The organism is Streptococcus sanguinis (genome assembly GCF_008329445.1).
Classification (GTDB): domain Bacteria; phylum Bacillota; class Bacilli; order Lactobacillales; family Streptococcaceae; genus Streptococcus; species Streptococcus sanguinis_O.
This window is the reverse complement of the sequence record NZ_VIBR01000001.1, coordinates 812,659-837,839: the sequence shown is the minus strand read 5'-3', so window position 1 is coordinate 837,839 and position 25,181 is coordinate 812,659. Positions and strand designations below refer to the sequence as shown.

Sequence of the window (25,181 nt, the reverse complement as noted above, 5' to 3'; positions counted from 1 at the left end):
TAACAGGGAAAGGAAGTTTTATGGCAATTTTAGTATTAGGTGGAGCCGGCTATATCGGCTCGCACATGGTAGACCGTCTGGTAGCGGCAGGCAAGGAAGAGGTAGTCGTCGTTGATAATTTGGTGACTGGTCATCGGGCAGCCGTCCATCCGAAAGCAGTCTTTTATGAGGGGGATTTGGCGGATAAGGACTTTATGCGTGATGTCTTTGCCAAACATCCATCTATCGATGCAGTCATTCACTTTGCTGCTTTTTCACTGGTGGCAGAGTCTATGGTGGATCCGCTCAAGTATTTTGACAATAACACAGCTGGCATGGTTTCTCTCTTGGAGGTCATGCAGGAATGCGACGTTAAAAATATTGTCTTTTCTTCAACAGCGGCGACTTATGGCATTCCTGAGGAAGTTCCGATTCTGGAAACGACTCCTCAAAAGCCTATCAATCCTTATGGTGAGAGCAAACTCATGATGGAGACCATTATGCGCTGGGCAGACCAGGCCTATGGCATTAAGTTTGTAGCCCTGCGTTATTTCAATGTGGCCGGTGCTAAACCTGACGGCTCAATCGGGGAGGACCATGGACCAGAGACTCATCTGCTGCCCATTGTGCTGCAAGTGGCTCAGGGCAAACGTGAGAAGATTGCCGTCTTTGGCGATGATTACGATACTCCAGACGGCACTAATGTACGCGATTATGTCCATCCTTTCGACTTGGCTGAGGCCCATATTTTGGCTGTTGAGCATCTACGTGCCGGCCATCCTTCAGATGCCTTTAACCTTGGCTCTTCGACTGGTTTCTCCAACCTGCAGATTGTAGAAGCAGCTCGAAAGGTGACCGGCCATCCTATTCCTTTGGAAATAGCAGAGCGGCGCCCAGGTGATCCGGATACGCTGATTGCTTCCTCTGAGAAGGCCAGAAAAGTTCTGGGCTGGCAGCCGAAATTTGACAATATCGAAACCATTATCGAAACTGCTTGGAAATGGCATTCCAGTCATCCAAATGGCTATGATGACAGAGAATAAACTGACAAACCAGCTTGAAAAGCTGGTTTTTTAATTTGAATCATAAAGCTCTTCTTTACAAAGTTTTAAAAGCATTTTATAATAAAAGGAAGAGTGATTGATATATTATCTATAATCTTGTTTAGTTGCTACTAACTCTTAGTATATCTTGAAAAATCATGGTAGCTACAGATACAAAAAGAAATAAGAATGTAGAATAGCGAATTTTTTGCACGACTATCAGATGAGACAGATGTTGACAGTTTGTTGTGTAAGGGCTTTAGAGACTTATGATATAATGAATTCATAAAAGTTTGAGAAGTCTCTTAATCTTTTCAAGCTGATTTTCATAAAAAGAATAGGAAATAAGTATGCATTCGATTCTTGCCTTATATATCACCCTGATGCCGGTCATTCTGGCTGGAGTTCTGAATATGATCTTTTGCAAGTCTTCACTGCTGCAGGCGGCTTATCGACCAATGGATGCTGGGTTGATTTTAAAGGATGGGAAGAGGCTTTTTGGAGCTAACAAGACCTGGAAAGGTTTCTTTGGCATGATTATCTGGGGAGCTTTGGCTCAGATCCTTTGGGGATTGCTCTTGAAGAGTATTCCTACCTTAGAGAAGCTGCACTTGGTTTATGCCTTCTACGAAAATACCGTGTTGTTTAATCTGGTGCTCGGGGCTCTTTTGGGGCTGGCTTATGTTTTGTTTGAGCTGCCCAATAGCTTCATCAAGCGCCGTTTGGAAATCAGAGAGGGCAAGACGGCGGAGAATGGCTGGAAATGGACTTTTATCTTGATAGACCAGATTGATTCCTTGATTGGCTGTATTATTTTCTTGCTTTTCTATATCCCTCTGTCCTGGCAGCAGATGTTGGGCATTCTAATCCTAGGGGCGGGTACGCATCTAGGAGTCAATCGTCTGCTCTACTGGGCTAAGCTTAGAAAAAATCGTATGTGAAATGGGAGTTTTTGATGAAAGAACTATGGCTGGAAAAAGAGCCTTCGGCCGTCTATGGCGGTAAAATCAATCAGTTAATCAGTCTCTGTCAGCTGGGGCTTTCGGTCCCTAGGGCTCTAATATTGCCGGCGGACCAAGTCATGACTTGGCTAAGCGCAGCTCTGCCAGAATACTCAAAAGAGGGACTTAAAGAGTTAATCAAACTGGGCAAGGAGGAAATTGCGGAGCATTTGCAGCAATATCCCTTGGATTCAGCTTGGCTACAGGAGTTAGCAGCCTTTTGTCAGGAAAATCAAGTTTATATCGTTCGTAGCAGTGCCCTTTTAGAAGACGGACAGGCCATGTCATTTGCCGGCCAATATGACTCGATTGGCGACTGCCGGACACTGTCAGAAATTGAGCAGGGCATTCGTTCTTGTCTGCTTTCTCTTTTCAACCCAGAGGCGCTAGCTTATTGGCATCGTCAGGGTCTGGCTGAGCAGGATTTTGCCATGGCCGTGCTGATTCAGGAGCAGATAGAGCCTGACTTAAGCGGTGTCTGTTTTTCCCTAGACGTTGCGACCAATCAGGACCAGACCATGCTATTAGAGTATGTGAAAGGCTCGGCTGAGAGCTTGGTTAGCGGCCAAGTCAATCCTGAGCAGATGACTCTTGCTTGGTACAAGCCGGACTGGAGCCAGTTTGAAAAAGTTGGAATCCCTCTGGCAGTCTTGCAGAAACTGCACGCGCAGGTTTTGGAGATTGTGGCGTATTTTGGTCGGCCGATGGATATTGAGTGGTGTGCTGTACAAGAGCAAGTCTATCTGCTGCAGGCTCGGCCTATCACGACAGTACCAACTAAAATCGACAGTGGCCGCTGGACAACAGCTAATTTTCGGGATGGAGGAGTGGCGGCCCAGCCCTGTCCCAACCTGATGTGGAGCCTTTACTGCCATTCTTGGCAAGAGGCACTCTCTAGCTTTTTGCTGGCAATTGGCCTAGAGCCTGAAGGTGTGATGCCTCCGCTAATGCGTCTTCATTATGCTCGGCCTTTCTGGAACTTAGGCGTAGTCAAGCAAGGCATGGAGCAGATTCCGGGTTATATTGAGCGAGACTTTGATGATGAGCTGGGAGTTAATAAAGACTACCAAGGTCAAGGTTTTACCAGCAAATTAAGTCCAGCCTTGCTTTTGAATTTCCTGCGAGTAGCGTTAAAAACGCAAAAAGTAACTAAGACTTTTCTGCATCAGGCGCCAGACAAGCTGCAAGAGCTTCGTCAGGAATTTACCCGCCTGAATCAAGAAATAGGAGAACTAGACAACCAAAACCCACTGCGGCAGGTCGAGAGTCTTTGGCAGTTAGTGGTAAATCAGGCTTATTTGGACAGTGAGGGAACTTATTTTTGGCAGGCCTACATCAATACGGTCCAGCTGTCTATGAAAAAGACTAGTCTGCTCAAATGGCTGACGGTTGATGAATTTTTCCAACTAATAGCTAAGTTAGGAAATGTTTCGCATACCAAGCCTTTGGCTAGGATGCTGGAAGCTGCGGATCTTATTTTGGCAGATAAAAAACTGACAGCCGATTGGCTGAAGCTATCGGTGGAAGAGTTACATCAGCTGGCTGCAAAATATCCTGAGCGAGCAGATTTCATCAAGATTCAGGATTTCCAAAAGGATTTTGGGTATCACTCGGCACGGGAGTTGGACTTGCGAGTAGCTAGTTATGAAGAAGATTCTCATCAGGTTATGGCAGCAGTTCAGCAGTTGATTGCTGATCCTGCTTACTACCAAGCGGCCAAAGCTTCGCTCAGTCCTGTCTCAGGGTTTGAGCTGGATCTTGCTCATCTATCTCGAACCAAGCAGAAAAAGATAGAAAAAATCAGCGAAGACTTGAGGAACTTGCTCTGGTGGCGGGAGGAGTTCAAAGATATTTCCACGCGCTATTACCACCTCATTCGTCAGCTTAGTCTCAAACTCGGCCGAGCCTATAAAAAGCGAGGTTTTCTAAAAGATTCTCAAGATATTTTTTACATTAAGAAAGAAAGTCTGATTGCCTTTATGGAAGGGCAAAAGACTGCTGATCAGCTGCATGAAGAAGCGGCTGATAATCGGCATTATTGCCAGGCATATCGGAATTTTGAGCCAGCGGGGGATTTGACCGACAAAGAGATGAGACTGGAAGAGGTAGCCCATGATAGTCAGGCTCTGCTGACGGGAATGCCAGCCAGCAGCGGTCAGGTGACCGGTCGGGTTCGAGTCCTCTTGGATTTGGCTGATATTGAGACGATTGAACCGGGAGAAATTCTTGTCACTCGCTATACAGATACGGGCTGGAGCTATGTTTTCGGTATTCTAGGTGGTCTTGTGACAGAGTATGGCGGGGTTCTTTGTCATGCCTCCATTGTCGCTCGGGAATGCGGGATTCCAGCTCTGGTCTGCGCTAAGAATGCAACTCAGTTGCTAGAAACTGGCATGCTGGTTACTTTAGATGGAAGAAGAGGAGAAATAAGAATTCATGAAGAAGAATGAACCTTTGTTTATCGGTGAATACGACAAATCTGTTATCCTGACCTATATGGGCGCTGCTTTTGCACTTTTGGCAGTCTATGCCATCATTCAGTCCCAGCTGCGGCTAGCTATGATGGCCTTTATCGTTAGCGGTATCTGTGACCTTTTTGATGGTGTGGTGGCGAGACAGATGAAGCGGACTGAAAGTCAGAAGCGCTTCGGCATTGAGATTGATTCCCTCTGCGACATGATTAGCTTTGCGGCTCTCCCGGCTGTGCTCCTCATGACTCAGCTGCCCTTGGGAGTGGCCAATATCATCTTGGCTGTCCTCTATGTCTTAGCTGCGGTTACGCGCTTGGCTCATTTTAATCGCTTGGCCAAGCATGATGAAGGATCTGGCTCTTATTTTATCGGCTTGCCCGTGACTTACAGTGCCCTCTTTTTCCCTCTGACCTATCTGGTATGTCAATGGCTGGCGCCTGGTTTCTTTGCTTGGGTGTGGCTGGGCTTGTCTCTTTTGCTGACCTTCCTATTTGTCTACAACTGCCGTATTCACAAACCCAATAAGTTGGCCTATCTGGTCTTTGCGATTCTAGCTGTTGCAAGTCTGATTGGTCTGGGGGTTCTGCCCCATGGTTAAGGTCTATCAAAGAAAGACTGGCCAAGTAGTTGAATCGACAGAATACAAGGCGGGTCTGTTAGACAAGCTTTATGGTACTGCTTGGGGTCGCTTCTTATTGCCTATCTTGACCCGACCTAGTCTGTCTTATCTTCTGACTTTGAAAGACTACACTCCTTTTTCTCGCAAGAAAATAGCAGCTTTTGTGGAAAATTATCAGCTGAATCTGGCTGACTATGAAGATGGCTCCTATTCTAGCTTCGCGGCTTTTTTCAAGCGAAAAATTAAGCCTGGTCTGCGTCCGGTCTGTCCTGACAGTCAAGTACTGGCAGTTGCGGATGCTAAGTTAGAGGTTTTTACCATCAGTCAGGACTTGCGGCTGATGATTAAGGGGCAGACATACAGGCTAGCAGACTTACTGCTGAGCGATGACTTAGCTCAACTGTTTAGTGGCGGAACAGCGCTGGTTTATCGACTGGGAGTGGAAGACCTGCACCGCTATCTGGTAGCTGAATCCGGCAGAATTACCCAAAGACGAAAAATCAAGGGACGCTTGCATACGGTCAGACATGTAGCCCAGAAGCGGCGCCTTATTTACAAAGAAAATAAAAGAGAATACTGTCTTTTAGATACCGAGCTAGGGCCAGTCTTGCAGATGGAAGTAGGGGCGCTCTTGGTCGGCAGAATATACAATCACAGTCAGGACCATATGGTCCGAGGACAGGAGAAGGGTTGCTTTGGTCTGGGCGGCTCAACCATTCTTGTCCTCTATCCGGCTGACACGATTTGCTTAGATCAGGATATCCTGACTTACTCAGACCTCGGAATAGAAACCCAGATTCAAATGGGTGAAAAGATTGGAGAAAAGCTATGTTTAAACGATTAGCTGTTTATTATAAGGAAATGTTTCCTTTGCTGCCGCGCTTTTTTGTGGCTGCCATCATGTTTTTTGAGATTTATTTTGTCCTCTTGCTCAATGACGGAGTGACCACCTTTCACTTTGACCATCAGGAGTTGATCGGAATTTTTACCATTTTTGTCTTTCTGATGATTCTGCGGATTGCAGATGATTTCAAGGACTATGAGACCGACAGGCGGCTCTTTCCTCATCGGGCTCTGCCATCTGGACGAGTGAAAAAGAAGGACTTGGCTATTGCCCTCAGCTTTATCGTAGCGGTGTCTGTACTTCTCAATGTTCTCTTTATGAACAATATTGGCTGGTTCCTCTTTCTCTACATCTACGGAACTCTCATGTCCTTCTGGTTCTTCAAGCGTGATAAGATTCAAAATTCTCTGCCACTGGCTCTAGTAACCCATAATCCGGTCATGATGATTTTGAATCTCTATACCATCTCTTTTGTCTGCTACAAGTACAATCTGCCTCTCTTGTCCCTGCCGACCGTCTTGCTAGCCTTTACCATGTATTTCCCAAGTCTGATCTGGGAAGTCTGCCGCAAGATTCGGGCGCCAAAAGACGAGACAGAGTATGTGACCTATTCTAAGCTTTTTGGTTACAAAAAAGCTACTCGCTTTATCGAGGTGGTGACTCTGCTGGATATCTTGACCAATTTCGCCCTTCTCTGGAATATTTCCCATGTCGGAGTAGTGGTCTTAGTGCTGAATGTCATCTGGATGACCGTCCAGTTTGAGCAGTTTATCAAGGATCCGACTCGCTTTAATATCCGGGAGCGGGTGGAGCGCTATACTTATATCACGGAGACGACAATGGTTCTGTCCGTTGCTGTTTATCTCTTGATGGGGGTACTTTGATGAAAAGAATCAAGCAGACAGGGCTTGACCAGGTCGGAGGCAAGGCCTATCATTTGCTGAAAATGCAGGCTGCTGGATTGCCGGTTCCTGACTTTGCAGTGTTTGCTTTTGACTTTTTTCAAGAATCTGCCAGCTCTGCTGACTTGGAGCGGATGGAAGAAGCTTATCGTTCTGGAGAGTTGGACTTGTCCCAACTCAGTCAGCAACTGCAGGACTGGGCTAAAGAGCAGTTTGCGCGTGAAGATCTGACGGCAGCAGAAAACTGGATTCATCAGGAGTTTTCTCAGAAAGACTGTCGCTTCGCAGTCCGCTCATCTGCTACCATTGAGGATGGGAAGACCTCATCCTTTGCCGGTCAGTTTGAGAGCCAGCTCAATGTGAAGCCAGATGAGCTTAAAGAAGCTATCCAAGCGACCTTGCTCTCTCTTTATCAGGAGTCAGCTCTTAGTTATCTATTTGAGCAAGGACTATCGTTGAAGCAGGCACAGATGATTTGCCTTGTTCAGGTTATGCAGGAGGGAGACTTGTCTGGGATTTACTTCACAGCTAATCCCAAGGGCATTCTGAACGAGCATATTATTGTCATCGGTCGGGGCTTGGGCAATAAGATTGTCGAGGATAAGATTCCTACGACAATGGTGACCATTCATCCCAAGGACCAGCTCTTTTATACAGAGCAGACGGAGGACTCACCAGACGTATCACAGGAACAACTCGAGGACTTACAAGCCTTGGCTAGTCAGGTAAGTCAGCTTTTTGGACCTTATATGGATATGGAGTTTACCTTCGCCAATGGCCAGCTATATCTCTTGCAGGCACGACCTATTACCACCTTGCCTGAGGGACAGCGGATTATTCTGGATAACAGCAACATTGTCGAGAGCTATCCGGGCGTTTCCAGTCCTCTGACCATTAGCTTTATCCAGGAGGCCTATGCTAGCATTTTCCGCAGTCTGGCCCAGCGCTTGGTTGGTAAGGATGCCCCTGAATTGGCTGCCTATGAAGCCACCTTTCAAAATATGCTGCAGCCGGTTAATAGCCGGGTTTATTACCAGATTCAAAGCTGGTATCAGCTCTTGCAGCTTTTGCCTTTTTCGAAGAAAATCATTCCTATCTGGCAGGATATGCTGGGAGTTCGAGAGACAGAGGTGCCTCAGATGCCGGTACACCTGTCTGCTTTCAAACGCCTGCAAATCATGCTCCGAATCATCCGAGAGTTTTGGACAGCACCCAAGCAAATGCGGCAATTGGAAGAGCAGTTCGCCCCGATTCAGCGCGAATATGAAGCTAGCTTTTCTCCCGACGCAGATGCGGAGACCTTGATTACCTTGGTCAGCAAGCTGAAAGAGGATATTTTGTCTCACTGGGACATTACGCTGGTCAACGACCTCTATGCTTTTGTCTATACTGGACTCCTGAAGAAGTCGCGTCGCGGCGGGGCTGTTCAGTCTGAGATTGCGGGAATTGAGCAGATTGAAAGTATGCGGCCGGCTTTGGCTCTGCAGGCTTTAACAGCTCAGCTCAAAGCAGAAGAAAAAGCAGAGATTAGACAGGCTATGGCAAGTGAAAGTCCAGCAGTCTTTCTAAGTCGCCAGCATCCTTTGGTCCAAGAAATAGTCCATTTTATTCATGAATTTGGTGATCGGGCTCCGGAAGAGCTGAAGTTAGAAACTCCGACCTTCCGAACGCATCCAGAGCGTCTGCTCAAGCTCCTGCTGCAAATGTGCCAGCAAGAGGAGAAGAAGTTGGCTCCTCAGAAACTTGAAGAAGAGGAGCAAAAATCAGGCTGGTGGACGAATTATCTTCGCAAGCGAGCCATGACTGGTGTTAAATATCGGGAAAGCTCCCGCTTAAACCGCACACGAATCTACGGCATGATGCGGCAGATTTTCCGAACACTTGGGCAGCAATTAGCTGAGCAAGGCCACTTAGCTACAGTAGATGATGTTTTTTACCTGACAAAGGAAGAATTGTTTGAGCTTACCAGAACGCCCAGAGATGTTAGCGGCTTGATAGCCGAGCGTCGAGAGAAGTTGGAGGCTGATAAAGAACTGCCAACCTTTAGTCGCTATGTTTTTGCTGGAAAGGTCTTTGAGAAATACCTGAAACCGCAAAACCGTACCAGCAGTCATAATTCGGGCAATCACGCCTTACAAGGGATTGGCTGCTCACCTGGCTGCGTTAAGGCTCAGGTTTTGGTCGTGGCAGATGTGCAGGAGATTGAGTCTGCTCAGGACCGGATTATCGTAACCAGGATGACAGATCCAGGCTGGGTTTATCTTCTGACCCAAGCCAAGGGTGTCATTGCCGAGCAGGGGTCTTTGCTCTCGCACACGGCCATTATTTCCCGCGAGTTAGGTATTCCTTCTATTGTCAATGTCAGAGGCGCCTGCAGCCAGCTGCAAAATGGTGACTGGATTGAGATGGATGGCCTTACTGGCAAGATTCGACTGATCAAGGAGGAAGATCATGCTGGAAATTAAACCAGTCAAAGCAAATACTGTAGAGCTGGACGATTTTCTAGCCCTGCCCAAGCAGATTTACCAACCGGACCACCTCATACAGTCGGAAGAGGAAGAACTGGCTTTGATTGAAGGCAGTCACCCGCTGAGTTCTGACTTAGAAACCTATGCCTTTATTGGCTATGAGGAGGGCCAGCCTTGTATTCGAGGCCTCCTGACCTTCTATCCAGGGGATGAGGCTGCTTACTTGGGATTTTTCGAGTCAATCAATGACCAGCAGATTGCATCTGCTTTTATCGAGCATTTAGCAGGTTTTGCTCGCAGTCTCGGAGCGATTAAGATAATCGGCCCCGTACAAGCAAGTTTTTGGCTGGGCTATCGAATGCAGCTGACTGGAACAGAGGAGTTACCTTTTACAGGGGAACCTCATAATCCAGCCTATTATCCCCAGCTATGGCAGGCTGCTGGTTTTGAGCTCAAGGAGCGCTATCTATCCAATTTTTATCCCAAGGTCAGCAATCAAATTCATCAGGATAAGCTGGCTCATCGTTTTGAGTCTTTTGAAGAAGCGGGTTTCACCATTTGCTCTCCAAAGAAGAAGGACTGGGAAGAAGCTTCGCTGCAGGTTTTTGAGCTTCTCAATCGCCTCTATCAAGATTTTCCGATTTATCGGTCAATTTCTAGTCAGCAGTTCAGTCAGATTTTTCAAAAATACCAGTATATTCTTGATTTTTCAATGGTTAAACTGGCCTATAAGGAGGGCAAGCTAGCTGGTTTTCTGATTGCCATGCCGGACTACGGTTCTCTGGTTTATCAAAAACTGACTCCTCTTAACCTAGCCAAGCTTTTTTGGACCAAGCGTTTTCCAAAACGTTATACGATTATGTATCTAGGAGTAGATGAGCAATTCTTGGGGTTGGGCTCTGCCTTGGCCTATCCGATTTTTAAAGAAGCACAGAAGCGACAGGCTTCAGCTATTGGAGCTTTGATTCATCAAAAAACCGTCACGCGCCACTATGCGGCAGAACTGCAAGGGGATAAGCATGAGTATGGTCTCTTTGAGTTGGATTTGAACTCCTGACCAACAAAATAAATCACACTTTAAAAAACAGATTTTCTATCCGAAGATTTGTTTTTTTATTTTTTTAGTTAAAAATGAACACTATTTTCAGGTTGTTCAGAAATCAAAAGATTTCAGTCTTCAAAGATATATTTTTAAGCAAAAGCATTGAATTTTTGTAGGAAATTCTGTAAAATTTTAAGAGATTATTATATGGAGAAAAGGGAATTATTATGGAAAAAAGAATCACTGGCGATACGCTCCAGCGCTATTCTTTTAGAAAGTTATCAGTAGGATTGGTTTCTGCCACTATCGGAAGCTTCTTTTTGAGTACCGCAATAGGGGGAAATATAAGCACGGTTGAGGCTGCAGAAGTCTCAGCCGGAAAAACCGTTCCAGTCCAGTATCACTACGTAGTAGAGTCTGAACTGACTGAAGCTGAGAAGAATGCAGTTGTTAAGGAGCTTCCAAAATTTGTGGAAGAAAACTCTGATGCTTATTATCTAGTTTACCGTCCTAAGACCCAGGGACTTTCGGCAAAAAGTTTGCCAAAGACGGGCTACTCAAGTCTGTGGGAAGCAACTTTTGCAGCTGCTGGACTGACTTTAGCAGTCTTAGTAATTGCACGAGGCCGAAATGGCAAGCGATACCTGTCTTCTATTTTGCTGGTGACGGGTCTAGGCTCTATTCTCTTAGCTCCTTCTGTATTTGCAGTGACCAATATTGAATTAGCCGCCTACAATCAAAGGCTAAATTTGACAGTGGGAGATAAGCTGCCGGAGCCTTTAGAGATTGCTGGTTTTGAGTATGTAGGCTATCTTAAAAGCGCTGAACAAGGCAAGGAAAACGCAGCAGGAAGTCATCAGCTTCCTACGGCACAAAAGGACTTGTCAGCTGTTGAAGTTGATCAGCAGGCAGGCAAATCTGCTAGTCTTTCTGGGAATCTGAGTACTTCCAATAAGCCTGTATCTAGTGAAACAGAGAGACTGACCGAGCAAGAAAAAGAGATTATTGCTGCCAAAGAACGTGAATTTGCTCGGCTTTCTCCTGTCAATGAAGTACCAGAACTGGAATTCAAGAGCCAAGAAAGCAGCCAAACCCAAGTCCTGCCTTATCAAACAGAATATCGATATTCAAATGAACTCGCAGAGGGGCAATCTCAGGTTATTCGCGCAGGTGTCGCTGGTACACGTACTGTCGTCACTCGCAATTATATTGCAGGTAAAGAAATTGTAAAAAGCGAAGTGGTTTCAGACCAGGTAACTGCAGAGCCAGTTTCGGAAATTGTGTTGGTTGGAACTGCTGCAGTCAAATCTGTACCAAAAGAAGCACCAGTGCAAGAAGTCCCAGAGCTTACCAGCTATGGAACTACACCAGATACCGCACCCGTAAATGAAGTTCCCGAATTGACGACCTATGGAACGACGCCCGATACAGCGTCAGTCCAAGAAGTCCCAGAATTGACAACGTATGGCACTGCACCAGATACCGCACCAGTACAAGAAGCTCCAGAACTAACAACCTATGGCACTGCACCCGATACTGCTCCCGTACAAGAAGCTCCAGAACTAACTACTTATGGTACCGTACCAGATGACTCACCAGTGCAAAAAGTTCCAGAATTGAAGACTTATGGCACTGCACCGGATACTGCACCGGTTCAAGAAGTCCCAGACTTGACAACGTATGGCACTGCACCAGACACCGCTCCAGTACAAGAAGTTCCGGAACTAACAACTTATGGTACCGCACCAGATGAAGCACCCGTGCATCAAGCCCAAGAATTAGAACTGACTGCGACAGATGAAACAAGAAGAGAAAAGATAGATTTTTCTGTCGAAGAACAGTATACAGATGAGATTCCAGAAGGCAGCCGTCAAATCGTCACACCAGGTGTACAAGGCGAGCGGGCTATTACCACTCGTATCTATATCTCGAATGGACAAGAGGTTGACCGCCAAGTTTTATCGGATGAAGAAATTCTTGCAGCAGTCACTCAGATTATTAAGGTCGGAACAAGTAAGTCAAGTCTGATTCCAGCTGACGCACCAAAGGTAGAAGAGCTATCAGAATACCCGCTAACTTACACGGACGAAACTCGAGTAGAGAAAATTAACTATACTATTCGTGAAGAAGAGACTGACGAGCTAGTCCAAGGTACTCGTCAAATTGCAACTCCAGGTGTTGAGGGTGAGCGAACTATTAAGACTCGTGTCTACAGTTCCAATGGTCAAGAAGTTGACCGTCAGGAGTTATCGAATGAGGAAACTCTAGCCCCAGTGACGCAAGTTGTCAAAGTTGGTACGGCTAAACCAAATATGGTACCGAACGATGCACCAAAAGCCGATGCTCTTCCAGAGTACCCATTAACTTACACGGACGAAACGCGTGTTGAAAAAGTAGCCTTCAATATTTTGGAACAATACACTGATGAGTTGCCACAGGATGCCCGTCAAATTGCGACTCCAGGTGTTGAGGGTGAGCGAACAATCAAGACTCGTGTCTACAGCTCCAATGGTCAGGAAATCGACCGCCAAGAACTTTCAAATGAGGAAACTCTCGCTCCAGTAATGCAAGTCGTCAAAGTCGGAACAGCTAAGCCAACCATGGTACCAAGTGAAGCTCCGAAAGCAGACGCCTTGCCAGAGTATCCACTGACTTACACCGACGAAACTAGAGTTGAAAAAATCAACTTCACTATTCGTGAGGAAGAGACAGACGAGCTTGTTCGTGATGCCCGTCAAATCGCAACACCGGGTGTTCAGGGTGAGCGAACAATCAAGACTCTCGTCTATAGTTCCAACGGCCAAGAAATCGATCGACAAGAGCTTTCTAACGAGGAAACTCTGGCTCCAGTAACACAAGTTGTCAAAGTCGGCACAGCTAAGCCAACAATGGTACCAGGTGATGCACCAAAAGCAGACGCTTTGCCAGAGTATCCGCTAACTTACACAGATGAAACGCGTGTTGAGAAGATTAACTTCACCATTCGTGAAGAAGAAACGGACGAATTGGTTCGTGATGCCCGTCAAATCGCCATTCTAGGTGTTCAAGGTGAGCGTACGATTAAGATTCGTTTCTACAGTTCCAATGGTCAAGAGATTGATCGCCAAGAGCTATCTAATGAAGAAACCTTGGCACCGGTAACGCAAGTTGTTAAGGTTGGCACAGCTAAGCCGCACATGGTACCGAACGAAGCACCGAAAGCAGAGGCTTTGCCAGAGTATCCACTGACTTACACGGACGAAACTCGAGTAGAGAAAGTAGCTTTCAACATCGAGGAGCAATATACGGATGAATTGCCACAGGACGCCCGTCAAATCGCAACTCCGGGAGTTCAAGGTGAGCGAACCATTAAGGCTCGTGTCTACAGTTCCAACGGCCAAGAAGTTGACCGTCAAGAACTATCTAATGAAGAAACCTTGGCTCCAGTAACGCAAGTTGTTAAAGTCGGTACTGTTAAGCCGCATTTGGTTCCAAACGATGCACCAAAAACAGACGCTTTGCCAGAGTATCCACTGACTTACACGGATGAAACGCGAGTTGAGAAGATCAACTTCACCATTCGTGAAGAAGAAACGGACGAACTTGTTCGAGATGCCCGTCAAATCGCGACTCCAGGAGTGCAAGGTGAGCGAACAATTAAGACCCGTGTTTACAGCTCCAATGGTCAAGAAATTGATCGACAAGAACTATCTAATGAAGAAACCTTAGCTCCAGTAACGCAAGTTGTCAAAGTCGGAACAGCTAAGCCTCATATGGTACCGAACGATGCACCAAAAGCAGAGGTTTTGCCAGAATATCCACTGACTTACACGGACGAAACGCGTGTAGAGAAAATCAACTTCACAATTCGTGAAGAAGAGACTGACGAATTGGTTCGCGATGCCCGTCAAATCGCGACTCCGGGTGTCCAAGGCGAGCGGACGATTAAGACCCGTGTCTACAGCTCCAATGGTCAAGAAATTGACCGCCAAGAGTTGTCCAATGAGGAAACTCTCGCTCCAGTAACGCAAGTCGTCAAAGTTGGCACGGCTAAGCCGAACATGGTACCGAACGATGCACCGAAAGCAGAGGCTTTGCTAGAGTATCCACTGACATACACAGACGAAACCCGAGTAGAAAAAATCAACTTCACCATTCGTGAAGAAGAGACGGACGAACTTGTTCGCGATGCCCGCCAAATCACGACTCCAGGTGTTCAGGGCGAGCGTACGATTAAGACTCGCGTCTATAGTTCCAACGGTCAAGAAATCGATCGCCAAGAACTTTCTAATGAGGAAACTCTCGCTCCAGTGACGCAAGTTGTTAAAGTTGGTACAGCTAAGCCGAACATGGTACCAAGTGAAGCTCCGAAAGCAGACGCTTTAGAAGAGTTCGATTTAATTCATCTGCACAATCTATTAGCAGAAGCGGATCAGATTAAAGCTCAGGCACGTTATTTCAACGATAGTCTGAGTCATCAATCTAGCTATGATACTGCTTTGACGGCGGGGCAAGCGCTTCTAAGTCAATCACAGGCTAGCCAAGCAGAAGTTAACCAACTGGTGGAACAAATCAATCAAGCCAAGGTTCAATTAAGCGGTCTTGAGGTTGTCAAAACAGCTCTTCAAAATGAATACGATTTAAATCCAACTGTTAAATCAAGTGCTAAATATAAAAATGCGGATTCAGATAAGCAGACATCTTATACTGACGAATTGACTAAGGCAGAAGGGGTTCTAAACAATCAAACTGCTACACAAGTGCAAGTTAACCAAACTTTTGCTAGTCTGACAGCAGCCAAAGAAGCTCTTAATGGAGTTCCTAAAGTCAAGCCGACAGTTTCTATTCTAAGTTTGACAGAAAATGCAGATGACAAGTCGGTTACGGTTCAATATAGATTAGAAGACCAGACCCAATCCTTCCGCTCAGCGACTGCTGAATTGTACCAGGGAGATCAGCTTGTTCGCACTCTTCCGATTACCAATTTCGCAGGAAGTCTGAAGATTGGCGACTTAGACTACTACACAGGCTATACCCTGAAAACCAAGCTGACTTATGAACTGGATAATGGCAGCTTCACAGACCTTGAAACGGACAGCCGCAATTTTGAATTGGAATACAAGAAGATTGCCTTCCGAGATATTGATTCGACAGAGTTTTACAGAAAAGAAAACGACCAGTTTAAGCGCGTCGTATCCATGAGCTCAATGCCTACGGATCTGTCAAACTACTTTGTCAAAGTCAAATCAAGGGAATCTAAGGAAATGCTCCTGCCGGTTCACAGCATAGCGGAAAGTCATAAGGATGGCAGGGATGTCTATAAGGTGACAGTCTCTCTGCCTGAGCTGGTACAAGAAGGTGAGACAGGCTATAAGTCTGGCTATGATTTCTATATCAGTAAGGCAGTCCCTAGCCAGAAAAATGTCTACACTAGCTTTGCTGGTTTGGTAGATGCTATGAAGCAAAATATGGCCGGCAACTATGTTCTGGGAGCAGATTTGGATGCTAGCGAGGTCAGTCTGGCTCCTGCAGATTATGTCTACCTCAAAGGTAACTTCACAGGCAGTCTGACTGGTAGTCATAATGGCAAGCAGTATGCGATTTATAATCTAGCCAAGCCTTTATTTGAAAACCTCAAGAGTGGTTCTTCTATTTCCAATCTTGACCTGAAAGAAGTCAATATTGTCGGTACTTACGACTCAGCTGCCCTAGCTCGCAATGCAGAAAATGCTCGAATCACAGATGTTTCAGTCCAAGGTAGAGTAGAAGTAAAAGAAAATGCTTCACAGGTAGCAGGTTTGGTAGTTATTGCTAACAATACCCAAATCACCAATAGCTCCTTTACTGGAACTATCGTGTCAAATGATAAACAGGGCAAGGAATACAATGTCGGTGGTTTGGTTGCCAATCTTAAGGGAGGAAACTCCTTGATTAGCCAAAGCAGGGCAGATGTGACCATTCTGGCAGGCGCTAGAGCAAATAATCAACGCTTCGGCGGTCTGGTTGGCCGTTTAGAAAACAATGCCCGCATCAGTCGTTCTTATGTAGCTGGCAAAATCAAAAACTCTACTAAGAACGGTCAGATTGGTGGTGTGGTTGGTTCCAATTACTTCAATGGCTTGATTGATAATGTCATCAGCAATGTCAGCGGTACAAATGTTTACAGTATTTCTGGCGATCAGGGATATGAGAACAACCGTATCACAGAAGCTTATGCCGTTGAAGGAAATAAAACGCTGGAAAATGACAAGTTTGTCACTTTGACACTGACTCTGAACCAGGCAGAAGAGAAGCTAACTAGCTTAGACATTACGACCACGCTGGAAGACACAAATCTCAACCTTTATTCTGTCAACTATGCCCAGGAAAAGAATGCCCGAGAAGATCGTCTGATAGCTTATGCTAACATGGAAAAACTCCTTCCATTCTACAATAAGGAGACCATCGTTGCTTATGGAAATAAACTTCCAGATCATCACAAGCTCAATACAGAGTACTTGCTGGATGTTGTTCCGATGAAGGGCGACCAGATTATCGCTGATATCAATAGCAATAAGACCGGAATTAACCGTCTGATGCTGCACTTTGAGGATAATACGGTTGACTACCTGGATTTGACCTATAAAGGAGATTTCAAATATAAGGCAATTGCAGAGTACAATGTAAATGGCTTAGATCTCCTTTATACTCCAGAGGCTTTCCTATCAGACTATAGCAGGGTTCTCAATCAAGTGCTGCCGGAGTTGAACAAGGTTGTCCTGGACTCACCGGCTATGCGAACTGTTTTAGGCGTGAATGCTGACACTTCTCTGGATGATCTCTATCTGGATACGGCTTTTGACCAAGTCAAGACCAAGCTGTCAGAAGAGTTACGCAAGGTACTGGCTATGGACAAGTCTATCAATACGGAAGGCAATGTTGTAGCAGACTATATAGCTCAGCAAATTAAAGACAATAAAGAAGCCTTCTTACTTGGTCTAACCTATCTCAACCGTTGGTATAATATCAACTATGACAATATCAATGTCAAGGATTTGTCAGCCTATAAATTTGACTTCTTTGGAAATCATAATGCTTCAACCTTAGATACCATCATTTCACTTGGTAAGTCAGGCATGAACAATCTTAAAGCTAAGAACAACTATATGGCTTATGATGCCTCGCTTTCTGAAGCGACTGGTAAGCGTGGACTCTTTAACTATCTAGAAGGTTATCGTCAGCTCTTCCTTCCGGACAAGAGCAACAATGAATGGCTCAAGACCAATACAAAAGCCTATATCGTTGAGGCTAAGTCGGATGTGCCAGAAGCTAGACAGCTTCAGGATGGAGCCGAGGACAAGAGCAAGTATTCTGTCGGCGTTTATGACAAGATTACTGAAGATAACTGGGAACACAAGGGCATGCTTCTGCCGCTCTTGACCATGACTGAGAAGGGCGTCTATGCTATCTCCAATATGTCTACCATCTCCATGGGGGCTTATGACCGTTATCGCCTTGATGCCAATGGCAGGGTTCGGACAGATGCAGAGCTAGCTGAATTTGTCGAAGACCGAGTGAGAAAAACAGCTGAATACCAGCGCGATCACTATGACTTCTGGTATAAGATTCTAAGCGATGAAAGCAAGGACAAGCTCTTCCGTTCTGTTCTGGTTTACGATGGATTCTCATTGGTTGACAAGAATGGTCAAAAATATTGGGCTCCAGCTAATGACAAAAAATCACTGGCTATGCAGGAATTCTTTGGACCAGCCGGCAAGTGGTATCCTAGCAAGGGCTATAATGCCTATGCTACAGGAAGTGTAACCCACTTTGATGCAGCTAAATTGTTAGAAGACTATGGTAACTCTGTCTACACGCATGAAATGACCCATAATTCTGACGGTGGCATTTACTTTGAGGGCAATGGCCGCCGCGAAGGTCTGGGAGCTGAGCTTTATGCTCGCGGACTCCTGCAGTCCACTCCAAGTGCAGATGAGGCAACCATTACACTCAATACCCTCTTCAAGGTGGACAAGGATTCTAAGACGCGTCTACACACATATAACTTCAAGGAACGCGTTCAAAATGCAGAAGACCTGCAACACTATGTTCATGGTATGTTTGACATGATCTACACCCTAGATTACCTAGAAGGTACCTCTATGCTGAAGCAGAGTGATGATGCCAAGCTTCAGTGGTTCAGAAAGATGGAGAATTACTATGTTACAGATAAGTATGGTAAGGAGACTCATGCTGGTAACCAGACGCGAAGCTTTACTGCTGAAGAAATCAAGCAGCTGAAGACCTTTAACTCCCTGATTGAAAATGATGTTATCACTCGTCGGGAGAACAAGGATAGTGGGAAATATGGCCGAAATGGCTACCTCAGTCTCAGCCTTTTCTCACCAATCTACTCAGCCTTGAGCAATCCAAATGGAGCGCCGGGTGATGTCATGTTCCGCCGTACAGCCTATGAGTTACTGGCAGCCAAGGGTTACCATGAAGGATTTATCCCTTATGTTTCTGGTAAGTACTCTAAGGAAGCCTTTGATGAAGGTAAGAAAACGTGGGATGGATGGTCCGGAAGAGATGTTGGTCTCGTGACTGACCAGAAAGTCTTGGAAAATGTATTCAAGGGTGAATATGACTCTTGGATAGCCTTCAAGAAGGCCATGTACCAAGAGCGGATTGATCAGTTGACCAAGCTTAAACCAATCACCATTGAGTACGAGCTCAGAAACCCAAGCAGTACCAAGAAAGTAACCATTCGCTCTTATGCAGAGATGCAGAAGCTGATGGACGAAGCAGTAGCAGAGGATGTACGCAACATTACCAATGCAACTAGCCGTGTAGATGCTAGCTGGGTCAATCTGCTTAAGAAGAAGATTTACAATGCTTATATTCGTGAGACAGACGACTTCAGACAGTCAATCTTTAATAAGTAAGCGACAAAATGTTTTTCAGAAATACCTTTAAAAATATCTAGACTATAAAAAGTCTAGGTATTTTTTCTGCCATTTATTTCTAATATATCAATAATAATCCATCCGAGTCTGAATAAAACAATTTTTTGTGACTTTTTTGTAACGATAGTAGACAAAGAATAGAAAAATGATAATAAAAATAATAGTTTACAGAGCGTAAATTATAATTTTTATGTTATAATTGATATGTATATGTCATATTTGCTTATCATATACGAGTACTATCATTTTTAGTTTGGTAATAAATCTTGATTTAGAACCGGCTGAAAATGAGGGGGTAGACAGGTGATGGTGTGCCTGCCAGCATTTGTCTAAAATAAAATATAAAAAGAAGGAGGACCGCATTCAAGGTGAAACAAACTTATCATAAAGTGTCTCATGCTCTGATGACTTTGCTGCTTTTGGTATCAACCTTTCTTCCCTTGTTAAGCTCAAGTCCTAGGGTTTCTGCTGCAGAGTTAGGTGAAAGTGATTATCAGCTAACTACAGATGTCACTATTAATACTAATCCTTTAAAGGATACAGGCTACGGTGAAGGTAAATTTTACATTGCTCCGACCTATACATTTGCAGATAGCAAAGTATTAAATAATGGCGATACCATGGTTTATCGTGTTCCATCACAGTTCAAGATTGAGCGAACTTTGGAGGAAAACATAAGTGCACCGGATGGTACCGTTGTTGCCAAGTTGGTGACAGATCCTGTTACCAATACAGCGACCATTACTGTCACAAATGCTGAGTATTTTGCGAAAATGCCTGATACCAAGCGTATTCAATCTTCTTTCACAGTGGTTTGGGCTGATAATATGCCTTATGACCAAGAGCAAGAAGTTAATTTCCCAGGTGCTAGAACCTATAGGCTGAAGCGTATCAAGGTTGATGAAGAACCTCAGGGGTATTCCAAGTGGGGTGTTCAGGATTCTAAGGATCCTAACTACGTCAACTGGCGTATCCGTGTCAATCGTGATGTCCAAAATCTTGGTCAAGTTGTCATTGAGGACGCTATTCCAGAAGGTCAAGAGCTGGATGAAGATTCAGGGATTACAGGTTACTACTTTACTGAGTGGGAAGGTGCTTCCGGCACACGTAAATCCTTTAACCCAAGCGATGTCGTTTCAATAACAGACTCCAATCATTTCACAGTTAATGCTGGGGATTTGAGTGGAAGAGGTATTTATGTTATCTACCGGACACGTTTGACAGAGCCAGTTGATAAGGTGACCAAAAAAGCCTTTAACGATATAACCGTTACGGCTAATGGACAAAAGATGCCAGATTTAGTATCACGTCCATTTGCACCTTTGACAACTCTTGATGGTGTCGGGGAAGGTACCCGTTCGGATGAAGTTATCTTCAAAGTCAAAAAGGAATTGACTGGCCGTAATTTGGCAGATGGTGAATTTACTTTTGATTTGATCAATAAGGATGACAACGACAAAGTTGTTCAAACGGTAACAAACAAAGACGGTGCCGTAACCTTTAAGAAACTTCGTTTCAAAAATGAGGGAACCTTTAACTATGTCATTCGTGAACGAGCAAGTAACCTGCCAGGTGTGACAAACGATGCCAATTCAGACATTAATGTCACTGTTACTGTAACAGACAACAATGGCGTTAAGACAGCAGCGGTTACCTATGACCGTGAGGCTTTCACAAATACATACAAGTTAGAGCCAGCGACTGCAGCTATTACCGCTAAAAAAGTTCTGGATGGTAAAGCACTTGAAGCTGGTAAGTACACTTTCAAGCTGACTGAGGTTGGCGGAAATAACGTGGAACATCAAGCAACAAATGACGCCAATGGTAATATCAAGTTTCCTGAAATCACCTATGATAAAGAAGGGACTTATACCTACAAGCTGACAGAAGTAGCTGGAAATGAAGCGGGAGTGACTTATGACAGAGCAGAACATACTGTGACTGTCACAGTGACTGAAAACAATGCCAAGTTGGAAGCTGCTGTTACAGGTAACAATCCAACATTCACCAACAGTTATAAAGACTATGGTGTCAGCTATGAGTTTCTCAGCTCTAACCCAGCCTATCCAAACCTGCCAAAAGAAGTAACGGATTTGCTTCCAGCAGATACTAATCGCTACACTAGTGGTACTAATGTAGACGCTAAGCAGCCTGCTAAAACAAGTGTTACAGTTTCTGAAGGCACATGGACTTTCGAAGGCTATGCAGAGTCAAATGCACAGACTGTTGCGGATAAGGACCTTAAATTTACCGGTAAATGGAATTTCACTCCAGCACCGAAATATAAGGTAACGTATGAATTTGTAAGCGAAGATCCGAATCGCACCTTACCAACAGAGGTAACAGAATTGTTGCCGACCGATGCCAATGAATACACAGATGGTACTGCAGTTCAAGCGGTTCAGCCAGCTAAGGATTCTATTGAAGTAACTGGAGGTACTTGGAAATTCCTTAAATATGACGCGGATAGTAAAACTATTGCAGGCTCAGATGTCAAATTTACAGGCACATGGACATTTGAAGCTAGACGTCCACAAGGACCAACACCACCACCATCTTCTTCAGATTCGACACCACCGTCATCATCTGGTGACAAACCAAGCGGTTCGACGGATGGAACCCCAGGTAATTCGTCAGATAAAGATGGAAAAGATGTTCGTGGATCAGCAACTGGCAAAAAAGTTTTGCCGAAAACTGGCAGTGAAACATCTATCTTTGCGATAGTAGCAGGATTTGCTCTGATTCTTTTATCAGCTCTTGTCTATCGTTTCAAAAAAGCTAATTAATATTAGCCAAACGAATCATCTCAGCTAGCTGAGATGATTTTTTCTTGTGTTTGACATCATCTATTCGTGATAATGTACTGACGTTTAAACATATAAACTCTAAAGAAAGCAGTCATTTAACTGGCTGTTTTTACAGTGGCTGAAATTTGCTAAGCTTGATTTCACAGTCAATGAATACTTTAAAATAAAAGAGAATTCTTGTTTTATAAAGAAGGTTTGTTATAATAAAATAAGAAAAAGTTTCTTTATTTAAAGGGAGATGTGGATGAAAAATAAGAAGTTTAGGGTGATTCCTTTTTTGCCCCTATTTTTGTATCTACTGGTTTTTCAGTACGGTTATTGGGGAATTGAGCCAGAGCCGGGGGTTGTTTATGGTTATCTTTACCTTTTTCTATTTTTAGTTCCTGTTGTCATTGTTTATTTTGTAATTGCTGTTATGAATTTTGCAACACTGATGGGGGAAGTTACTTATTTATTCAAAGGACAGCTGCTAGGGCATCTCTATCGGCTTTATTTTTCTATCTTTTTCTTTTCGATTTTGTTTTGCGGTCTTAATTATTATCAGTTGATAGCTCCATATGGCTCTCAGATGAAAATTAGTGCTGGAGAAGCTTATAATCCCCTAGCAGCTTATGCCATTCCTATCTTGCTTTTTCTCTTAGGATTGTTAGGCAATCTCTTCTTCTGGGAGTTGGGAAAGAATGAAGTCCAAGAGGAGAAAGAGCAGCAGTACAGCGATAGTAATTGAGGAGTTTTTATTGCATTTAATCCTTAAAAGCCTGCTGAAAATCTATTTGTTCAGGCTTTCTTTATGCTATAATAAAGAAAAACGATGAGGAGACATTCATGAATCAAACTGTTCAATATTTACAAGAATTAACGGCTATTCCTTCGCCAACAGGCTTTACGGCTGAGGTGGCAGACTATCTGGTGAAAACGCTGGGGGAAATGGGCTATGAGCCTGTCCGGACCAATAAAGGCGGCGTTCATGTTGTGGTTAAGGGTGAAAATGATGCCCAGCATCGGGTAGTGACTGCCCATGTGGATACACTGGGGGCTATTGTTCGGGCGGTTAAGCCAGATGGTCGTCTCAAGCTGGATCGGATTGGCGGTTTCCCTTGGAACATGATTGAAGGAGAAAACTGCCTAGTCCACGTGGCTAGCAGTGGTAAGACTATCAGTGGGACTATCTTAGTTCACCAGACTTCCTGCCATGTCTATAAGGATGCTGGGACGGTTGAACGTACTCAGGACAATATGGAAGTTCGTTTGGATGAAAAGGTGAGAAATGAGAAAGAAACGCGGGATTTAGGAATCGAAGTCGGTGATTTTATTTCCTTTGATCCTCGTACCACAGTTACCGAGTCAGGCTTTATCAAGTCTCGCTTTTTGGATGACAAGGTCAGCGCAGCTATTTTGCTCAATCTTTTGCGAGTTTATAAAGAGGAAAATATTCAGCTACCGGTGACGACTCATTTTGCTTTCAGTGTCTTTGAAGAGGTTGGGCACGGGGCTAATTCCAGCCTGCCGGAGCAAGCAGTGGAGTATCTGGCGGTTGATATGGGGGCTATGGGTGACGACCAGCAGACAGATGAGTATACGGTTTCCATCTGTGTCAAGGATGCTTCAGGACCTTATCACTATGGCTTCCGCCAGCATTTGGTATATTTGGCTAAGGAGCAGGACATTCCTTACAAACTGGACATCTATCCATTTTACGGATCAGACGCCTCTGCAGCTATGATCGCAGGAGCAGAAGTCAAGCATGCTCTGCTAGGCGCTGGCATCGAATCCAGCCACTCTTATGAGCGTACCCATATTGATTCAGTTGTTGCGACAGAGCGCATGGTGGATGCATACTTGAGAAGTGACTTGGTGGAGTGAGCAATTAAATTTTAGAAAAAATCATCTGAAACGCTTGCATAAAATTGTAAGTTGTGAGATATTATTATATAGAATTACTTTAGGTTAAAAGGGAGAAAATGAAAGTAGTTTGTGTGGATTCTTGTATCCGTGCTAGGACATTTGGGATTGACATTGCCCTCCGCAATCGATTTGAGCTTTTTGAAGAAATGAAAGTGCCTTATGAGTTGTGGGTTTCTGAAGCGGATACAGATATATATGCTAATGCATCTTCTAGGCAGCTTGTGCTGGATAGTTATGAAGCCTTGGGAATTGATAGGACTAAAGTCCGTTTTCTGGGCTTAGAATTAGCTGGTAGGAGTCTTCAGGAGTTTGCTGAGGAGGAGCTTGAGCCAGAAGACTGGCTGATGATGGAGCGTCTGGATATTCCTGAAAATATTCTCTTGAGACGTGAGCAAGATTTTCATGTAGGTCGCGTCCTTCATCAGGATCATATGATTGCCCTCGGACAAGAGTTAAATAAAAAGGTGATGGGCTTGCTGGATCAGGATGTATTAGACTCTTTGATTTTGGTTGGGGAAGGCCAAGAGGCTTATCTGCCTCAAAAGATGAGGGATCAGGCCCTCTTTATTCCAACAACCTATGCAAATCAAGTGGTCCAATATCCAAGAGAGAGAGTATTTGATCCTAAGGAGATTCGCTTGGTGACAGTCAGTCGTTTGTCTGAGGAAAAAAATGTTCTGTTATTGCTGAAAATCATGGCTTTATTAAAATTTAAAGGTCAAATGCGGTTTACTCTTGACATCTATGGAGATGGTCCTGACATGGACATGCTTCAAGATGTAGTTCAGCTCAATGATTTGGAAGACATAGTTCATTTTAAGGGTTATCAGTCTCAGGTACCTTATCAAGCTTATGATGCCTATATCAGCACCTCTTTATCGGAAGCCTTTGCGACATCGCTCTATGAGGCTTTGGTCAATGGCCTGCCTCTGATAGGTCTGGATGTCCGTTATGCCAATCAGGCTTATATTAAGCATGGAGAGAATGGCTGGCTGATACCGCAAAATGATGCTAATCAATATATTGCTCATCTGGAGCAGTTTAGCCAATTTGGAGAAAAAGAATGGAGGGGATTTTCGGTAAGATCCAAAGAACTTGCCAATCGCTATCACAAAGAATTACTAGTCAATCTATGGGAAAAAGTTTTTAAATTATCTAAAATAGGAGATTAAAAGG

The 25,181-nt window shown here is 44.5% G+C and carries 13 protein-coding genes; all 13 read left to right on the top strand.

Features of this window, described 5'->3' with window-relative positions:
- Positions 1 to 20: 20 nt before the first annotated feature.
- Positions 21 to 1,022, top strand: coding sequence for a UDP-glucose 4-epimerase GalE (galE, locus tag FKX92_RS04235; RefSeq protein ID WP_187759376.1), 1,002 nt, complete (start codon positions 21 to 23; stop codon positions 1,020 to 1,022).
- A gap of 350 nt (positions 1,023 to 1,372) precedes the next feature.
- The gene (locus tag FKX92_RS04230) at positions 1,373 to 1,963 is read left to right on the top strand and encodes a CDP-archaeol synthase (RefSeq protein ID WP_149565619.1); all 591 of its coding nucleotides are present in this window, start codon (positions 1,373 to 1,375) and stop codon (positions 1,961 to 1,963) included.
- A 14-nt stretch (positions 1,964 to 1,977) separates the two neighbouring features.
- A complete protein-coding gene (locus FKX92_RS04225) occupies positions 1,978 to 4,473 on the top strand; it encodes a PEP/pyruvate-binding domain-containing protein (RefSeq protein WP_149565618.1) in 2,496 nt (831 codons plus the stop codon).
- Entirely contained in the window at positions 4,460 to 5,092 is a 633-nt protein-coding gene (locus FKX92_RS04220) for a CDP-alcohol phosphatidyltransferase family protein (protein ID WP_149565617.1), read from the top strand. Before FKX92_RS04225 ends, FKX92_RS04220 begins: the two co-directional genes overlap by 14 nt.
- A complete protein-coding gene (locus FKX92_RS04215; protein ID WP_149565616.1) occupies positions 5,085 to 5,957 on the top strand; it encodes a phosphatidylserine decarboxylase in 873 nt (290 codons plus the stop codon). Before FKX92_RS04220 ends, FKX92_RS04215 begins: the two co-directional genes overlap by 8 nt.
- A complete protein-coding gene (locus FKX92_RS04210; protein WP_002906717.1) occupies positions 5,942 to 6,841 on the top strand; it encodes a UbiA family prenyltransferase in 900 nt (299 codons plus the stop codon). The genes FKX92_RS04215 and FKX92_RS04210 overlap by 16 nt, the downstream gene beginning before the upstream one ends.
- The gene (locus FKX92_RS04205) at positions 6,841 to 9,324 is read left to right on the top strand and encodes a phosphoenolpyruvate synthase (protein ID WP_149565615.1); all 2,484 of its coding nucleotides are present in this window, start codon (positions 6,841 to 6,843) and stop codon (positions 9,322 to 9,324) included. The genes FKX92_RS04210 and FKX92_RS04205 overlap by 1 nt, the downstream gene beginning before the upstream one ends.
- The gene (locus FKX92_RS04200) at positions 9,311 to 10,384 is read left to right on the top strand and encodes a hypothetical protein (protein ID WP_125341286.1); all 1,074 of its coding nucleotides are present in this window, start codon (positions 9,311 to 9,313) and stop codon (positions 10,382 to 10,384) included. The genes FKX92_RS04205 and FKX92_RS04200 overlap by 14 nt, the downstream gene beginning before the upstream one ends.
- Positions 10,385 to 10,596: 212 nt before the next feature.
- Positions 10,597 to 19,272: a ZmpA/ZmpB/ZmpC family metallo-endopeptidase gene (locus FKX92_RS04195; protein ID WP_149565614.1), complete on the top strand. Its 8,676-nt coding sequence runs from the start codon at positions 10,597 to 10,599 to the stop codon at positions 19,270 to 19,272.
- Between the two features lie 389 nt (positions 19,273 to 19,661).
- Positions 19,662 to 22,079, top strand: a complete 2,418-nt coding sequence (locus FKX92_RS04190) for an SHIRT domain-containing protein (protein ID WP_149565613.1) — start codon at positions 19,662 to 19,664, stop codon at positions 22,077 to 22,079.
- A 259-nt stretch (positions 22,080 to 22,338) separates the two neighbouring features.
- Positions 22,339 to 22,827 (top strand): ABC transporter permease, encoded by a 489-nt coding sequence (locus FKX92_RS04185; RefSeq protein ID WP_149565612.1) that lies wholly within the window; start codon positions 22,339 to 22,341, stop codon positions 22,825 to 22,827.
- A 98-nt stretch (positions 22,828 to 22,925) separates the two neighbouring features.
- Positions 22,926 to 23,963, top strand: coding sequence for a M42 family metallopeptidase (locus FKX92_RS04180; protein WP_149565611.1), 1,038 nt, complete (start codon positions 22,926 to 22,928; stop codon positions 23,961 to 23,963).
- Positions 23,964 to 24,061: 98 nt separating this feature from the next.
- Positions 24,062 to 25,177 (top strand): glycosyltransferase, encoded by a 1,116-nt coding sequence (locus FKX92_RS04175; protein ID WP_149565610.1) that lies wholly within the window; start codon positions 24,062 to 24,064, stop codon positions 25,175 to 25,177.
- Positions 25,178 to 25,181: the final 4 nt, after the last annotated feature.

Excerpts from the sequence above, each read along its gene's own strand:
- FKX92_RS04225 (WP_149565618.1), top strand. The coding sequence starts at position 1,978 with ATGAAAGAACTATGGCTGGAAAAAGAGCCTTCGGCCGTCTATGGCGGT.
- FKX92_RS04210 (WP_002906717.1), top strand. The coding sequence starts at position 5,942 with ATGTTTAAACGATTAGCTGTTTATTATAAGGAAATGTTTCCTTTGCTG.
- FKX92_RS04215 (WP_149565616.1), top strand. The coding sequence starts at position 5,085 with ATGGTTAAGGTCTATCAAAGAAAGACTGGCCAAGTAGTTGAATCGACA.
- FKX92_RS04220 (WP_149565617.1), top strand. The coding sequence starts at position 4,460 with ATGAAGAAGAATGAACCTTTGTTTATCGGTGAATACGACAAATCTGTT.
- FKX92_RS04175 (WP_149565610.1), top strand. The coding sequence starts at position 24,062 with ATGAAAGTAGTTTGTGTGGATTCTTGTATCCGTGCTAGGACATTTGGG.
- FKX92_RS04230 (WP_149565619.1), top strand. The coding sequence starts at position 1,373 with ATGCATTCGATTCTTGCCTTATATATCACCCTGATGCCGGTCATTCTG.
- FKX92_RS04200 (WP_125341286.1), top strand. The coding sequence starts at position 9,311 with ATGCTGGAAATTAAACCAGTCAAAGCAAATACTGTAGAGCTGGACGAT.
- FKX92_RS04205 (WP_149565615.1), top strand. The coding sequence starts at position 6,841 with ATGAAAAGAATCAAGCAGACAGGGCTTGACCAGGTCGGAGGCAAGGCC.
- galE (WP_187759376.1), top strand. The coding sequence starts at position 21 with ATGGCAATTTTAGTATTAGGTGGAGCCGGCTATATCGGCTCGCACATG.
- FKX92_RS04180 (WP_149565611.1), top strand. The coding sequence starts at position 22,926 with ATGAATCAAACTGTTCAATATTTACAAGAATTAACGGCTATTCCTTCG.
- FKX92_RS04185 (WP_149565612.1), top strand. The coding sequence starts at position 22,339 with ATGTGGATGAAAAATAAGAAGTTTAGGGTGATTCCTTTTTTGCCCCTA.
- FKX92_RS04195 (WP_149565614.1), top strand. The coding sequence starts at position 10,597 with ATGGAAAAAAGAATCACTGGCGATACGCTCCAGCGCTATTCTTTTAGA.